Origin of the sequence: Bradyrhizobium sp. TM233 (genome assembly GCF_036247965.1) — a bacterium.
GTDB lineage: Bacteria > Pseudomonadota > Alphaproteobacteria > Rhizobiales > Xanthobacteraceae > Bradyrhizobium > Bradyrhizobium ottawaense.
Genome location: NZ_BTIG01000011.1, coordinates 38,525 through 52,745, shown reverse-complemented (window position 1 = coordinate 52,745; position 14,221 = coordinate 38,525). Strand labels below are relative to the sequence as shown.

Genomic DNA, 14,221 nt, shown 5'->3' with positions numbered 1-14,221 from the left:
ACCATGCTGGAACTTCGCAAGGACATTTTCGCCGACGAGCGCGACGATAATCTCAAGGAAATCGGCAAGGGCACCCAGCGCCAGGACATGCTCGGCCATGTCACGGGCACGTCGAGCTACTTCAACGATCACAAGCTGCAAGGCATGCTGCACCTGAAGGTCGTTCGCTCGACACAGGCGCATGCAAGGATCCGCCGCATGGATACGGCCGAGGCCGAGCGTTCGGCCGGCGTGCGCCGGATCATCCGTGGCACCGACGTGCCGGTCAATCTCAACACGCTGCTCAGCCTGATCAACTTCGGCAAGGACGACGAGCCGTCGCTGGCGGTCGACAAGGTCCGCTACAAGGGCGAGCCGATCCTCGCCATCGTCGCCGACAGCGAGCGCGAAGCGTTCGAGGCCATCGCGAAGGTCAAGGTCGACTACGAGCCGCTCCCGGCCGTGTTCGACGTCGAGGACGCACTGAAGCCCGGCGCGCCCGTGGTCAACGAGACCTATCCGAAGAACGCCTTCATCTATCACGACGTCTACGACCATCAGCGCCTGCGCTTCGGCGATGCCGACGCCGCGCTCGCCAGCGCCGACCACGTGCTGGATCAACGCTACCAGATGTCGCCGATCGAGCACGCGCCCACCGAGACCAACGGCGCGATCGCGGCGCCCGACACCAACGGCCGCTACGTCGTCTACACCTCGACCCAGGCGCTGTTCTTCTCCGTCGACACCTGCGCCAAGATTTTGGATGTGCCGTCCAACACGTTCCACTTCATCGGCGGCACCGTCGGCGGCGGCTTCGGCGGCAAGGTGGACACGTTGACCGAGCCGCTCGCGATCCTCGGCGCCATGCTGACCGGGCGCCCCGTGCGCTACGTGTTCGGGCGCGAGGAGGAGATGCAATACGGCCCGCCGCGCGGCGCCGAACGCATCTACATCAAGGACGGCGTGATGCGCGACGGCCGGGTCGTCGCGCGCAAGATCCGCGCCTATTTCGACAGCGGCGCCTACACGCGGCTGTCGAGCTACGCCGCGGTGAAATGTGCCGCCCACCTGCCTGGCCCCTACACCATCCCGAACGTCTATGGCGACGTCTACTGCGTCTTCACCAATCGCACGCCCGCGACCGCCATGCGCGGCTTCGGCGTTACCGCGATGGACTTTGCGATCGAATGCCAGATGGACAAACTCGCAAACCTCGTCGGCATGGACCCGATGGAGTTTCGCATTCTCAACGCCTATCGCGACGGCGACATGAAGGCGCACCGGCGCGAGGCCAAGAACACCGCGCTGATCGAATGCGTGCAGGTCGCGGCCGAGAAGGCCAAATGGCCGATCCGCGACGAATTCAAACGCGCCTCCTCGCGCAAGGATGGCGGCGGCAGCCGCGCGGCCATCCCGCCGACGCCGACGGACTCTTCGCGCACGAGGCCAGCCGCGCCGGTCCAGCAGCGCACCAGTTACGACCGGCTTCCGCCCACGGTCACCCGTGAACCACCGCGCGATCCACCCCCGCCGGCACCGCCGCCTCCCCCATCGCGCCCGGCCGCGCCATCGCATGGCGCGACGCGGTTCTCGTCGGTGTTCGGCACCAGGAGACGCTGACATGACCAGGCATCGCGGACGCGGCATGGCGTCGATCAATTATCCCATCGGCATGAACCTTGGCGGCGACCCGAGCCAGGCCCTGGTTCACTCCAATCCCAGCGGCAAGTTCACGGTGGCGCTGTCGTCGATCGACCTCGGCCAGGGCATGAAGTCGGTGACGCGGCAGATCTGCGCCGAGACGCTGGGCGTGCCGGTCGAGGACGTCTATGTCGACACGGCGGATTCCGACACCGGCCCGCACTGCATGGGCTCGTTCGCCTCGCGCGGCACCCACCGGGTCGGCAATGCCGTGATGGCGGCGGCCCGCGAAGCCCGCGGCGTGATGATGGAGGCGGCGGCCGAGGAGCTCGAGGTCAATGCCGCCGATCTCGACACCGACGGCCGCGGCAATATCCACGTCAAGGGCGCGCCGCACCGTTCGATCTCGACCAAGGATGTCGCGATTGCCGCGCAGTTCAAGCAGGGCAAGACCATCTCGGGCCGCGGCATCTTTCTGGTTCCCCTCTCCAACGTCGACCCGGAGACCGGCGAGATGTCGCCGGCGACCTGTTACGCCCATGCCTGCCTCGTCGCCGAAGTCGAGGTCGACGACGAGACCGGCGATGTCGCGATGGTCCGGATGGATTCCGCCTACGAGCTCGGTCGCGCGCTGAACCCGCGTCTGGTCGAGCAGCAGCTGGTCGGCGGCGCCTGGATGGGCGTCAGCCACGCGCTCTATGAGACCCCGGAGCCCTATTATCCCGATCCCGTTCACGGGCCCCGCGACTTCGTCGAATATCTGATGCCCGGCCCCGGCGACATCTGCCCGCACGATATCGCCGTGCTGGAACGCCCGGCGCCCGATGGTCCGTTCGGTGCCAAGGGCCCCGGCGAGATGTGCGCCAACCCGGTGCTGCCGGCCGTCGCCAATGCGATCTTCAATGCCGTCGGCGTGCGCATCGACGACCTGCCGATCACGCCTGAAAAGGTGCTGCGCGCGATCAAGGCCCAGGGCGGCGCGCGGCCGCAGGCGCGGCGCTAGAGGAACGGCCGTGGCGGTTCGCAGCAACATCGTCGGCATCGACAGCCCCGAGGCGCTGGAGAAGGCGCTGCGCGCGGCCTATTACCTTGCCGACGAGGGCCTTGCGACCGCGGCCTATCTCGGTCTCGCGCTCGGCAAGCCGCTGCTGCTCGAGGGCGCACCCGGCGTCGGCAAGACGGAAGCCGCAAAGGCCATTGCCGCCGTGCTCGGCCGCCGTCTCATCCGCCTGCAATGCTACGAGGGCATCGACGCCTCTGCCGCGCTCTATGAGTGGAACTACCCGCGCCAGATGCTGGCGATCCGCCAGGCCGGCGACGAGAGCATCGACATCTATGGCGAGACGTTTCTGATCGAGCGGCCGATGCTGGCCACGCTCCGCGCGCCCGATTCCACCGTGCTGCTGATCGATGAGATCGACCGCGCCGATCAGGAGTTCGAGGCCTTCCTGCTCGAATTCCTCTCCGACTTCCAGATCTCGATACCCGAGCGCGGCACGGTCCGCGCGGCCGAACGCCCCGTGGTCGTGCTGACGTCGAACCGGACGCGCGATTTGCACGAGGCCTTGCGCCGCCGCTGCGTCTATCACTGGATCGACTATCCGAGCGCCGAGCGCGAGGCGCGGATCATCATGATGCGCGCATCGAGCGTTGCCGAGGCCACCGCCCGCGCCGTCGTCGCGGCCGTGGAGAAGCTGCGGCGCGAACCCCTCAGCAAGGCGCCGGGCATTGCCGAGGCCGTCGACTGGGCCGAGGCCGCGACGCTGCTGCACAAGGGCGGCGCGCGCTGGCCCGATGCGTTCAAGCGCTCGATCGGCGTGGCGCTGAAGGACGAAGAGGATCTGCACTTCATCTCGCCGCGGCTCGATGCCTTGCTCGCGGAGGCGACCGCATGACCACCGAGCCGCAGCTCCCCCGCGCCGCACGCATCTTCGTCGCCTTCGTCCCGCTGCTGCGCGCGAACGGCTTTGCCGTGGCGCCGGAGCAGACCACGACGTTCCTGGCCGCGATCGAGCTGCTGGGTCCGCATAGCATCGAGCACGTCAGACAGGCCGCCCTGGCGACGCTGGCTCCGCCACCCGAACGCCGCGCGACCTTCGACCGGCTGTTCGATCTCCATTTCCGCGGCAGCGAGGCGATCGCGCGAGACGACGAGGGCGAGGACGACGAGACAGTCCGCCTCCAGGAGGAGGGCCGCGGCGACGAGGAGCCCCTGCTCTCCGACGAGGCCAATGAGTCCGGCCTCACCGCGACCCGAAGCGAGGCGCTGGTCGAGCGCCGCTTTGGGGCGACCTCGAGCACGGACGCATTGCGCCGCCTGACGCGGGAGGCGCCGCGGCGGCTGCCGCGACGGCGCGGCCACCGCCGCATGCGCGCCCGCCGCGGGCCGTTTGCCGATCTCCGCCGCACCTTGCGCGACTCTGTCCGCAGCGACGGCGAGATCCTGCGGCTCGGTCACATGAAGCGGCGCCAGCGCCCGCGCAAGATGCTGCTGCTGATCGACGTCTCCGGCTCGATGAAGAGCCGCACCGAGGAGAACATGAAGCTCGCGCATGCGCTGGTGCAGGCGGCGCCCAATGTTGAGGTGTTCACCTTCGGCACGCGGCTGACCCGCATCACCCGCCCGTTGCGGCTGAAGCGCCGCGAGCAGGCCATGAATGCCGCCGCGCATCTGGTCAGCGACTGGGACGGCGGCACCCGCATCGGCGATGCGCTCCAGGCCTTCCTCGCCGTGCCCCGCTTCGGCGGCTATGCGCGCGGCGCGGCGGTGGTGATCGTCTCCGACGGACTCGAGCGCGGCGAGACCGACGCACTTCGCGACGCCGTCGCGAAATTGTCGCGGCGGGCCTGGCGCCTGAGCTGGCTGACGCCGCTGGCGACCAGCCCCGGCTTCCGCCCTCAGACCGAAGCGCTCGTCGCCATCGAGCGCTTCGTCGATGACCTCGTGGATGGCGGTTCGAGCGCGTCGATCGTCGCGCATATTCTGGCGCTGGGACGAAGGAGAGCGGCGTGACCGACATTGTCGATGGTCATCATCATATCTGGCGGCAGGCCGACCTGCCCTGGCTGATCGGCCCCATGCAGCCGCGCATCTTCGGACCTTACGAGCCGATCCGTCGCGACTATCCGATCGAGGAATATCTCGACGACCTCAGGGCCACCGGCGTCACCCGCTCGGTCTACGTGCAGACCAACTGGGCCAACGACCGCTTCGAGGACGAGGCCGCCTGGGTGCAGCAGACCGCCGACGCGCACGGCTGGCCGCACGCGATCGTCGCCTATGCCGATTTTGCCGTGGACGACGTTCGCCCGCAGCTCGACCGCCTGAAGCGCTATCCTCTTGTGCGCGGCGTGCGCATGCAGCTGCATTGGCACGAGAACCCGCTATACCGCTTTGCGGCCCGCGCCGATCTCTGCGCCGACCCGATGATCCGCCGCAACGTCGCGCGTCTCGCCGGCTATGGCTGGAGCTTCGATTTGCAGGTGTTCACCCCGCAGATGCCGGACGCCGCGGCACTAGCCGAAGCCTGCCCCGACGTGACCTTCATCCTCCAGCATGCCGGTATGCTGGAGGATCTCTCGCCTAGCGGCCGCGCCGCCTGGCGCAGCGGCATGGCCCGGCTCGCGGCCTGCCCGAACGTGGTCTCAAAGCTCTCCGGGCTCGGCACCTTCATCCATCGCAACGATCCCGCGCACATCGCCGCCGTGCTCACCGACACCGTCGCGATCTTCGGCGCCGAGCGTTGCCTGTTCGGCTCCAACTTCCCGATCGAGAAATTGTGGACCAGCTATCGCGAGCTCGTCGGCGCCTTTCGCACGGCCGCGGCGCCGTTCAGTGCTGAGCAGCAGGACGCCATCTTCAGGACGACGGCGAGGCGCGTCTACCGGCTTTGACAGACAAGAAACAGATGAGGGAGGGCAACGAATGGCGCTGGAGATCAAGATCCTGGACTATGGCGATATCGAGCTGGAATCGAGCTTTCTGGTGCTCGGCCGCGACTGCGGCCGCACCCGCCGCGTCCTCACCCTCGGCTTCCTGATCCTCGGGGGGAAATATCCGGTCGTGGTCGACACCGGCTACCGCTCCAACCAGATCATGGAGACGCTGGGCATGCGGGGCTTGCAGTACCACGAGAACATGATCGAGAACCAGCTCGCGCGCCACGGCGTGCGCATGGGCGACGTCCGCTTCGTCTGCCACACCCATCTGCACATCGACCATGCCGGCAAGGACGATCTGTTCCCGATGAACACGACCGTCGTGCTCAATCGCAAGGAGCTCGAATATTCCGTCTCCGGCCTGATGCATCCGCAATATCCGGCGCCCGACATCAAGCACCTGATCGACCGGCTGCACACCAAGGGCGCGCTGCGCTTCCTCGACCTCGAGATCACCGGCCCGATCGAGCTGATGCCCGGCGTCTACTGCGACGCCGCCAATGCGCATACCGAGGGTTCGATGAACGTCATCGTCGAGACCGCCGATGGAATCGCCACTATCTGCGGCGATGTGATCTACGATTTCAACGACCAGATCGTGACGCCCTTCAACGAGATCCACGATTGGGAGCCGCGCACGACGGGCAACCACGGCACCAGCAAGCGGGCGGAGAAGGCCTCGATCAAGAAGCTGTTGAGCAATTCGCGCTATCTGCTGCCGGTGCACGACCGCCCCGCCAAGATCGAAGGCGGCAACGTCGTCGGCCGCCTGCACGATCAGGTCCCCGGACCGATCGTGCAGTCCTTGCCCGCACGCAACTGGTTCCCGGCTTGAGATGATCTTGGGGATCGACCGATGACGCACGTCACCTTGCGAAGCGAATTCGAAACTTTGATCGACCCCTATGCGCCGGTCGCGCAGGTCGGCACCGGCTTTGACTTCACGGAGGGGCCGATCTGGCATCCGGTCGATCACTATCTGCTGTTCTCGGACATGCCGGGTGACGTACGCCGGCGCTGGGACGCGCGGCGCGGCGTCGCCGAGGTCAAGCGTCCCTCCAACAAGTGCAACGGCATGACCTATGATGCCGAGCTCAATCTGATCGTCTGCGAGCACGCGACATCGCAGCTAGTCCGCGAATGGCCGGACGGGCGGCGCGAGGTGCTGGCTTCGCATTTCCAGGGCCAGGAGCTGAACAGCCCGAACGACGTCTGCGTGCACTTCTCCGGCGCAATCTATTTCTCCGACCCCTGGTACGGCCGCATGCCGGTCTATGGCGTCGAGCGGCCGCGCCAGCTTGGCTTCCAGGGCGTCTATCGCCTCGTGCCCGGCGGCGAGCCGAAGCTCGTGGTCGAGCGCAATCTGTTCGACCAGCCGAACGGCCTGTGCTTCTCGCCGGACGAGAAGCTGCTCTATGTCAACGACACCGTGCAGGCGCTGATCCGCGTGTTCGACGTCAACGCCGACGGCTCGCTGTCGAATGCGCGGGTGTTCGCAAGCGGCATCCGCTCCGAGCTCGAGGCCGGCCTGCCCGACGGCATGAAGTGCGATCAGCACGACAATATCTGGGTCACCGCGCCCGGCGGCGTCTGGGTCTATTCGCCGCGCGGCGAGCTGCTCGGCAAGGTCCGCGTGCCCGAGATGGTCGCCAACCTCGCCTGGGGCGGGCCGGATTTCCGCACGCTGTATCTGACCGCGACGCACTCGGTCTATGCGATCCCGACCAAGGTCGGTCCGCGGCACGAGCCTTATATGAGTGGCCGGCGAAGCGACGGCGGCCAGGCGGCAAGCGCATCGCCGGCGGCGCCTATCCTCGCTGACGGCGACATGCGCCTTGATCCGCAGCGCTGCGCCATGATCATCCAGGACCTGCAGAACGACGTCATCATGGACGGCGGCGCGTTCGCCGAGTCGGGCGCTCCCGGGCATGCGAAGCAGCAGCACGTCGTCGAGAATGTCCGGCGCCTTGCTGAGACCGCGCGGGCGCGGGGCGTTGCGATCATCCACGTCTGGTTCGTCGTCGAGCCCGGCGCACCCGGTGTCACGCTGAACGCACCGCTGTTCGAAGGCCTGGTCGACAGCAAGGCGATGGTGCGCGGAAGCTGGGGCGCAGCGCCGGTCTCCGGCCTCGAGCCCCGGCCCGGCGATTTCGTCGTCGAGAAGATGCGGATGAGCGCGTGGGAGGGCACGCGGCTGGAAACCATCCTCAAGGCGACCGGGCGCGACATGATCATCAACACCGGCGCCTGGACCAACATGTCGGTCGAGCACACCGCCCGCACCGGGGCAGACAAGGGCTATTTCATGATCGTCCCCGAAGATTGCTGCTCGACCATGAACCCCGACTGGCACAATGCCTCGATCAATTTTGCCATGCAGAACGTCGCGATCGTCACGAAGGCAGACACCGTTATCAAAGCGCTGGGATGAGCGGTGGCAAAGCTCCTGCACCTGTCCTGCTCTCCCCGCGCCGACTCCTTCTCGAGCGCCGGCGCGCGCGTCTTTCTTGACAGCTTTCGCCAGGCCCGGCCGGACTGGGACCTCGATGTCATGGACCTCTGGCGGGAGCGGATGCCGGAATTCTCAGGCCCCATCGTCGAGGCCAAATATGCACGGATGAACGGGCAAGCCTTCAACGACACGCAACGCGACAGCTTTGCCGAGGCCGAGCGAATGGCGCTGCGGTTTTCGTTGGCCGATCGGGTGTTGATCTCGACGCCGATGTGGAACTTCAGCATTCCCTACAAGCTCAAGCAGTGGTTCGACATCGTCGTGCAGCCCGGACTGACGTTCCGGTTCGACCCGTCACAGGGCTATCTCCCACTGCTCAAGGACCGGCCGACGCTGGTGATTCTCGCCAGTGGCAGCGACTTTGCCACCGGCATGAACCGCGGCCGCATCGACATGGCAACGCCTTACCTGCGCGACATCCTGCGCTTCATCGGCATCGACAATGTCCGTTTCGTGCCGATCGGGCCAACCACGGGACCGCAACAGCCGATCGAGGCCGCGCAGGACAGGGCCCATCGACGGCTGGCCGCAATGGCCGCGACTTTCTGAGCACCCGGCAACGCCGGAACGGTTAGAGAGCCCCGATTTGCGCCGAGGCTTGCGCATCCCCTGATCGGGCCTGACGATAGACGTGCCCCGGCTCCGCCCACACGAAGCCATTCGAGAACGGCACGCCGGGATAGGCTGCGGCAAGCCGGCGATTGCCGCCCTCGACATCGTCGCGACCGTCCAGCACGTCGCGAAAAGCCCTGGCGACGACGACCATGTCGCAATCCTGCGGCGACAGGCGCAGTGATCCGACATTGCTCTCGCGCAGGAGGCCGGCCTCGCCCAGCAAATTTGCGCAGGTGTGCGACAACGTCTGCACGCCGTTGATGGTCAGGAAGTCCTGCTGCTCCAGCGTGTTGAGGAGCAGACCATCCGGGTCCTTCTCGCAGACGAAGCGGCAATTGTCCTTGGTGAGCTTGTGAAGGCGCGCATGATAGCACCGCGCGGAGATGGCCAGCGGCACGCGGCCGAACGCGAACACTTCGATCGTGGCATCGGGAACAGCCTTCGCGATCGTGGCCACCGAGGCCAGCGGCAATTCCGGCGGCAGGCAGATGCGCCTCGCCCCGTGCGCGGCGTGAAAGGCCGCGCTCGCTTCGTTGTAGATGTTGACGAAGGGACCGATGGCGTGCGGCCGGCCCGCAAGCGCCCTGAGACAAGTCAGATCGTTGACCTCGACCATGGCGCCCTCGACCGCCGCGAGCTCCTCGGTCTGGCGGCGCTCGCGCCGCAGCGAGACCAGGATCAGCGAGCCCAGCAGCACCTGCTTGCCTGCGTTCTGCAGCCGTTCGACCACGGCCGGGATGTGATCTGCGAAGAACGGCGAACGCTTCGAGCAGACGATCTCGCCGACGGACACGATTTCGACCGGCGCTTCATCGGCGATCCGGAAATAGAAGTCGCGCCAGCGTTCCGGCGCCCAATTGTACAGAACTGGACCGAGGCTGAGTTGCATCTTTCGGATCTCACATCGTCGAACGGATTAGCGCCAGGTCTTGCGATAGGCGCCGAGCGTTGAGGCCTGACCTTCGGTGAACGGCTTCAGGCTCGCAATGTCCGCCTCACTGCCGCTCTCGAGCGCAGCGAGCGCATGACGGAAGTGGCGCACCACGCCTTCGACATAGGCACGGCCGCGCTGGCGGCCCTCGATCTTGAGCGCGGTCACGCCGGCATCGCGCAAGCCTTTGAGCAGCGTCGTGGCATCCAGGCTGACGGGGTCCTCGAAAATATAGCCGGCACCCTGCGCGGTCGAGAAGCGCCCCTTGCACAGCGTCGGATAGCCCGCAGGCTCGCTGACCCCGAACCGGTTGATGGCGAAGCCGCCGAGACTGGACTTGGTCCCATCCGCAGTCTGTTCGTAGGTCACATGGCTCGGCGGTGAGCAGACGCCCTGCATGTTCGGCGACTTGCCGGTCGCATAGGACGACAGCGAGCAGCGCCCTTCGGCCATGACGCAGAGGCCGCCGAACACGAAGACCTCGGTCTCGCAGGCCGACTCCCGGGTGATCTCGGCGATCTCAGGCACGCTGAGGACACGCGGCAGCACGACGCGCCGCGCGCCGAAAGTCTCGGCGTAGAAGGCGATGGCATCGGGATTGGCGGCCGCAGCCTGGACCGAGACGTGCAGACGCTGGTTCGGATGGCGCCTCGCCGCATAGTCCATCAATCCGATGTCGGCGAGGATCAGCGCATCGGCCCCCGCGCTCGCCGCATCGTCCACCGCGCGATGCCAGATGTCGACGGCGGAGGCGCGCGGGAAGGTGTTGATGGCCACCAGGATCTTCGCGCCGCGCCCATGCGCCAGCGCGATCCCCTTGCGCAGCTCGTCGCGGCTGAAATTCAGCCCCGGAAAGTTGCGCGCGTTGGTTTCATCGTTGAAGCCGCAATAGATCGCATCGGCGCCGGCATCGATGGCGCTCTTCAACGCCGCCGGCGTGCCGGCAGGACAGATCAGCTCCATCATCTCGATTGCTCGCCATGGCCTGAGGAGCCGATCACACGGCCACGGGCGGCCTCGAAGGCGCGCCTCGCCGGCGCGCCCAGCGGGCCGAACAGAGAGGACGCCTCGGCAGCGAGATCGAGCTGGGCGTCGTCGATCGCATTGCGCAGCGCCAGCACCGCCTCGACATCGCCCTCGACCACGAGCTCGCGCGAGAACATCAGGGCATCGCCATCGACCCTGCCTTCGAGCAGCGCCAGCAGATTGGCGAGCGAGGCCGAGATCCGCGCATCCAGGCCTCGCGGCAAGTCGCGCACGACGGACAGGCGCGGCGGCCTGGCCTCGACCACGAAGGCGAACGGCAGATCGATCGGCTTGATACCGAACCGCGCGCGCGCGTGAGGGCCGAGCCGGTCGAATATTGCAGGGTTGCGCCGGTGGATCCGCTGCAGGACGCCGCCGAGAACGAGCTGCAGCGGCAGCAGAGGCAGGGGACGCATGGCCAATGCGACGAGCGGCGGAATCGTCGGCAACGGGCCGGGCGATGCGGCGGACGGATCATTCATGGCCCCACATCTGGACGGATTGCACGCCGCTGTATTTGAGCGGGAACAATGAAGACCGAAAACAACCCGGCTAGCTCTGATTTTTTGGGAGCTTGTCCAGTTGCAACGTGATGTGCCGCGCTTTCGCGACTTGTCCGACTTCCTGCGCTTCATCGAAAGCCGGGGACAGTTGCGACGCATTCGCGAGAAGGTCTCCGTCGTCCACGAGATCACGGAAATCCACCGGCGTGTGCTCGAGGCACACGGACCTGCACTATTGTTCGAGCAGCCCGTCAAGGCCGACGGCAACGCGTCGGAGATGCCGCTCCTCACCAACCTGTTTGGAACGGTCGAGCGGATCGCGTGGGGAATGGGCATCACGCCCGACCGCCTCGGAGATCTCGGCGCGCTGATGGCCGAGCTCCGCGCGCCGCGACCACCGCACGGCATCAGGGATGCCCTCGACAAGATCCCGCTTGCGCGCGCCGCGTTGGCGACGCGCCCGCGCACACGCGCGGCGGCGCCGGTTCAGGACTGCGTCGCGATGGGGCCCGACATCGACCTTGCAAAATTGCCGATCCAGATCTGCTGGCCCGGCGAGCCGGCGCCACTGATCACCTGGCCACTCGTGATCACCGTCCCGCCGGAATCCGCGACGGCGGACCAGGAGGAGAATGTCGGCGTCTACCGCATGCAGGTGCTCGGCCGCGACCGCGCCATCATCCGCTGGCTCGCGCATCGCGGCGGCGCCCGGCATCACCAGCAATGGAAGGCGATCGGGCGCGACATGCCGGTCGCGATCGTCATCGGCGCCGATCCGGCCACGATCCTTGCCGCCGTGCTGCCGCTGCCCGAGACGCTGTCCGAGCTGCGCTTCTCGGGCATCCTGCGCGGCGAGCGGCCTGACCTCGCGCCATGCCTCACGGTCCCGCTCGCGATCCCGGCCGAGGCCGAAATCGTCATCGAGGGCTTCGTCTCGGCGACCGAAACCGCGCCCGAGGGACCGTATGGCGATCACACCGGGTACTATAATTCCGTCGAACAGTTCCCCGTGATGCGCGTGACGGCAATCACCAGCCGACGTCAGCCGGTCTATCTCTCGACCTTCACGGGCCGGCCGCCGGACGAGCCGTCGCGGATCGGCGAGGCGCTCAACCAGCTGTTCGTGCCGCTGATCCGTCAGCAATTCCCCGAGGTGACCGACTGCTGGCTGCCGCCGGAGGCGTGCTCCTACCGCATCGCGATTGCGGCGATCAAGAAGCGCTATCCCGGCCAGGCGCGGCGGCTGATGCTGGGCCTGTGGTCGATGCTGCCGCAGTTCAGCTACACGAAGCTGCTGATCATCGTCGACGACGACATCGACATCCGCGATTGGCGCGCCGTGATGTGGGCGGTCTCGACGCGCAGCGATTCCTCGCGCGATCTCGTGACGCTCACCGACACGCCGATCGACTATCTCGATTTCGCCTCGCCGAAATCCGGGCTCGGCGGCAAGCTCGGCATCGACGCCACCACCAAGATTCCCCCGGAGACGGATCGGGACTGGGGCGTTCCGCTGGCCATGGATCCCGCCGTGGTCGCGCGTGTCGATGCGATGTGGGCGAATTTCGGCCTGTCCGGCGCGCCCGCACGTGCACCGGTCCTCACATGAGCGGGCGGCAAGGCATCATCGTCGGCATCAGCGGCGCCTCGGGCGCTGCGATCGGCATGCGCATCGTCGAGCTGCTCGCCGATGATCCACACTACGCAGTTCATCTCGTGGTCTCGCCCGCGGCAGAGCGTACGCTGGGCGAAGAAGTCGGGCGCGATGCGCTCGCGCGGCTGCGCGCCCTCGCCTTCCGCCACTATCTTCATTCCGACATCGGCGCCGCGATCGCCAGCGGCTCGTATCCGGTCGCGGGCATGATCGTGGCCCCGTGCTCGATCCGCACGCTCTCGGCCATCGCCTGGGGGCAGCTCGACAACCTCCTGACGCGCTCGGCCGATGTGCAGCTCAAGGAACGGCGCCGGCTGGTGTTGCTGGTCCGCGAAAGCCCGCTGCATCTCGGCCATCTCAGGGCGATGCTGCAGGCAACCGAGATCGGCGCGATCATCGCTCCGCCGATGCCGGCCTTCTATCTGAAACCACAGTCGCTGGAGGAGGTGATCGAGCAGATCGCCGCCCGGGCGATCAACCTGCTCGACCTGGCAAAGCTTCGCGCACCCGCAAGGATCTGGTCCGGCCCAGGCGCCGAAGGCGTGTAGACAGCGGAGCGCCTCCAGGCAGAGCCGCCTCGCCGGATCAATTCACCTCGGCAAAGCCGAGCGACGCCTTGACGCCGGGCGAGATCATCCAGGGCTGCCAGGGCGGCTCGAACGTCATGGTGACGTCGACCGATTCCACGCCGGGAACCAGGCACGCGCTGTTGGCGACGCCCTCCTTGAGAAAGGATGCGGCGGGACAACCCGGTGTCGTCGCCGTCATGGTGATGTGCACCGCGCCGTCGTCGATCGACACGTCATAGACAAAGCCGAGGTCGACGATGTTGTGCCCGAGTTCCGGATCGATCACGACCTTCAGCGCCTGTCTGATCTGAGCCACGAGATCATCATCGTTCATCGTCATGCGCAAACCCTCACTGTCAGTTGATAGGTGTCCTTCTGCGGCGTGAATCCGCCGTGCCACTGATGGCCGCGCTTGGTCAGCTCCCGAAACAGGAAGACCGGTTCACGACTGAGCAAGGCGCAGAGCGTCTGCCCGGGGGCGAGCCGCTCCATTGCAGCCAGAATCCGGACCATCGGCTCCGGCGGATCGAGGTCGCGGTTGTCGAGATGAACCACGGGCTCCGGCCAATCGCCACCACTCGGCGCCGCGGGCGCCGGTTCAGCCGCATCTGGCGAGCCGTCGTCCGGCAGGAACCGGATCTCCCATTCGCCGCCTTCGAGCTCGGCTTCCCGATGCGCAAAGCCCTTGCTCGCCATGACGTCGAACAGGGGAACCGGCTTGAAGGGGACATAGAGCCGCAGCCCCTCCCCGGGCTCGAGCCGCGCGAGCGCAGCCATGATGATCGAGAACGGCTCGCCGCCTGCACGCAGGATCGGCCGGACATCGACGTCGACGAATTCGGTCATTGCAGT

Annotated in this window: 15 protein-coding genes; 10 read left to right on the top strand and 5 right to left on the bottom strand. The window is 66.8% G+C overall.

The genetic code is table 11. The annotated features are described in order from the left end of the window. The first annotated feature begins 3 nt into the window (after nucleotides 1-3). Genes AABA86_RS23210 through AABA86_RS23175 form a run of 8 tightly spaced genes read left to right on the top strand, consistent with a single transcriptional unit; the run spans nucleotide 4 to nucleotide 8,620 of the window. Nucleotides 4-1,599 (top strand): xanthine dehydrogenase family protein molybdopterin-binding subunit, encoded by a 1,596-nt coding sequence (locus AABA86_RS23210; protein WP_338308561.1) that lies wholly within the window; start codon nucleotides 4-6, stop codon nucleotides 1,597-1,599. A gap of 1 nt (nucleotide 1,600) precedes the next feature. Beyond that, nucleotides 1,601-2,623, top strand: coding sequence for a xanthine dehydrogenase family protein molybdopterin-binding subunit (locus tag AABA86_RS23205; RefSeq protein ID WP_246551065.1), 1,023 nt, complete (start codon nucleotides 1,601-1,603; stop codon nucleotides 2,621-2,623). 10 nt (nucleotides 2,624-2,633) lie between these two features. Next, the gene (locus AABA86_RS23200) at nucleotides 2,634-3,515 is read left to right on the top strand and encodes an AAA family ATPase (protein ID WP_338308560.1); all 882 of its coding nucleotides are present in this window, start codon (nucleotides 2,634-2,636) and stop codon (nucleotides 3,513-3,515) included. Continuing rightward, nucleotides 3,512-4,633 carry a vWA domain-containing protein gene (locus AABA86_RS23195; protein ID WP_338308559.1) on the top strand — a complete coding sequence of 374 codons (1,122 nt, stop codon included), beginning with the start codon at nucleotides 3,512-3,514 and terminating at the stop codon, nucleotides 4,631-4,633. Before AABA86_RS23200 ends, AABA86_RS23195 begins: the two co-directional genes overlap by 4 nt. After that, nucleotides 4,630-5,514: an amidohydrolase family protein gene (locus AABA86_RS23190; protein WP_338308558.1), complete on the top strand. Its 885-nt coding sequence runs from the start codon at nucleotides 4,630-4,632 to the stop codon at nucleotides 5,512-5,514. The genes AABA86_RS23195 and AABA86_RS23190 overlap by 4 nt, the downstream gene beginning before the upstream one ends. A 31-nt stretch (nucleotides 5,515-5,545) precedes the next feature. Then, nucleotides 5,546-6,394, top strand: coding sequence for an N-acyl homoserine lactonase family protein (locus tag AABA86_RS23185; protein WP_338308557.1), 849 nt, complete (start codon nucleotides 5,546-5,548; stop codon nucleotides 6,392-6,394). Nucleotides 6,395-6,415: 21 nt separating this feature from the next. Further along, nucleotides 6,416-7,990 carry an isochorismatase family protein gene (locus AABA86_RS23180; RefSeq protein ID WP_338308556.1) on the top strand — a complete coding sequence of 525 codons (1,575 nt, stop codon included), beginning with the start codon at nucleotides 6,416-6,418 and terminating at the stop codon, nucleotides 7,988-7,990. A 3-nt stretch (nucleotides 7,991-7,993) separates the two neighbouring features. Next, entirely contained in the window at nucleotides 7,994-8,620 is a 627-nt protein-coding gene (locus AABA86_RS23175; protein ID WP_338308555.1) for an FMN-dependent NADH-azoreductase, read from the top strand. A 22-nt stretch (nucleotides 8,621-8,642) separates the two neighbouring features. Here AABA86_RS23175 and ubiV read toward each other — a convergent pair whose 3' ends face one another. Genes ubiV through ubiT form a run of 3 tightly spaced genes read right to left on the bottom strand, consistent with a single transcriptional unit; the run spans nucleotide 8,643 to nucleotide 11,125 of the window. After that, nucleotides 8,643-9,575, bottom strand: a complete 933-nt coding sequence (ubiV, locus tag AABA86_RS23170; protein WP_338308554.1) for a ubiquinone anaerobic biosynthesis protein UbiV — start codon at nucleotides 9,573-9,575, stop codon at nucleotides 8,643-8,645. A gap of 27 nt (nucleotides 9,576-9,602) precedes the next feature. Then, nucleotides 9,603-10,580, bottom strand: coding sequence for a ubiquinone anaerobic biosynthesis protein UbiU (gene ubiU, locus AABA86_RS23165; RefSeq protein ID WP_212253487.1), 978 nt, complete (start codon nucleotides 10,578-10,580; stop codon nucleotides 9,603-9,605). Continuing rightward, complete coding sequence (gene ubiT / locus AABA86_RS23160) at nucleotides 10,580-11,125, bottom strand: ubiquinone anaerobic biosynthesis accessory factor UbiT (protein WP_212253371.1); 546 nt, start codon at nucleotides 11,123-11,125, stop codon at nucleotides 10,580-10,582. Before ubiT ends, ubiU begins: the two co-directional genes overlap by 1 nt. A 100-nt stretch (nucleotides 11,126-11,225) precedes the next feature. On the opposite strand from ubiT, the gene AABA86_RS23155 reads away from it, so the two are divergent. Then, nucleotides 11,226-12,755: a UbiD family decarboxylase gene (locus AABA86_RS23155; RefSeq protein ID WP_338308553.1), complete on the top strand. Its 1,530-nt coding sequence runs from the start codon at nucleotides 11,226-11,228 to the stop codon at nucleotides 12,753-12,755. Beyond that, nucleotides 12,752-13,348 (top strand): UbiX family flavin prenyltransferase, encoded by a 597-nt coding sequence (locus tag AABA86_RS23150; RefSeq protein ID WP_338308552.1) that lies wholly within the window; start codon nucleotides 12,752-12,754, stop codon nucleotides 13,346-13,348. Before AABA86_RS23155 ends, AABA86_RS23150 begins: the two co-directional genes overlap by 4 nt. Before the next feature lie 37 nt (nucleotides 13,349-13,385). Here the strand turns inward: AABA86_RS23150 and AABA86_RS23145 are convergent, their stop codons facing one another. Next, entirely contained in the window at nucleotides 13,386-13,709 is a 324-nt protein-coding gene (locus tag AABA86_RS23145) for a metal-sulfur cluster assembly factor (protein WP_338308551.1), read from the bottom strand. Beyond that, nucleotides 13,706-14,215, bottom strand: a complete 510-nt coding sequence (locus tag AABA86_RS23140) for a DUF2249 domain-containing protein (RefSeq protein ID WP_338308550.1) — start codon at nucleotides 14,213-14,215, stop codon at nucleotides 13,706-13,708. Before AABA86_RS23140 ends, AABA86_RS23145 begins: the two co-directional genes overlap by 4 nt. Between the last annotated feature and the right edge of the window lie 6 nt (nucleotides 14,216-14,221).

What these genes read in the sequence shown, in the direction of transcription:
- AABA86_RS23210 (WP_338308561.1), top strand. Translation starts at nt 4, where the DNA reads ATGCTGGAACTTCGCAAGGACATTTTCGCCGACGAGCGCGACGATAAT.
- ubiV (WP_338308554.1), bottom strand. Translation starts at nt 9,575, where the DNA reads ATGCAACTCAGCCTCGGTCCAGTTCTGTACAATTGGGCGCCGGAACGC.
- AABA86_RS23150 (WP_338308552.1), top strand. Translation starts at nt 12,752, where the DNA reads ATGAGCGGGCGGCAAGGCATCATCGTCGGCATCAGCGGCGCCTCGGGC.
- AABA86_RS23195 (WP_338308559.1), top strand. Translation starts at nt 3,512, where the DNA reads ATGACCACCGAGCCGCAGCTCCCCCGCGCCGCACGCATCTTCGTCGCC.
- AABA86_RS23145 (WP_338308551.1), bottom strand. Translation starts at nt 13,709, where the DNA reads ATGACGATGAACGATGATGATCTCGTGGCTCAGATCAGACAGGCGCTG.
- AABA86_RS23140 (WP_338308550.1), bottom strand. Translation starts at nt 14,215, where the DNA reads ATGACCGAATTCGTCGACGTCGATGTCCGGCCGATCCTGCGTGCAGGC.
- AABA86_RS23180 (WP_338308556.1), top strand. Translation starts at nt 6,416, where the DNA reads ATGACGCACGTCACCTTGCGAAGCGAATTCGAAACTTTGATCGACCCC.
- ubiU (WP_212253487.1), bottom strand. Translation starts at nt 10,580, where the DNA reads ATGGAGCTGATCTGTCCTGCCGGCACGCCGGCGGCGTTGAAGAGCGCC.
- AABA86_RS23185 (WP_338308557.1), top strand. Translation starts at nt 5,546, where the DNA reads ATGGCGCTGGAGATCAAGATCCTGGACTATGGCGATATCGAGCTGGAA.
- AABA86_RS23205 (WP_246551065.1), top strand. Translation starts at nt 1,601, where the DNA reads ATGACCAGGCATCGCGGACGCGGCATGGCGTCGATCAATTATCCCATC.
- ubiT (WP_212253371.1), bottom strand. Translation starts at nt 11,125, where the DNA reads ATGAATGATCCGTCCGCCGCATCGCCCGGCCCGTTGCCGACGATTCCG.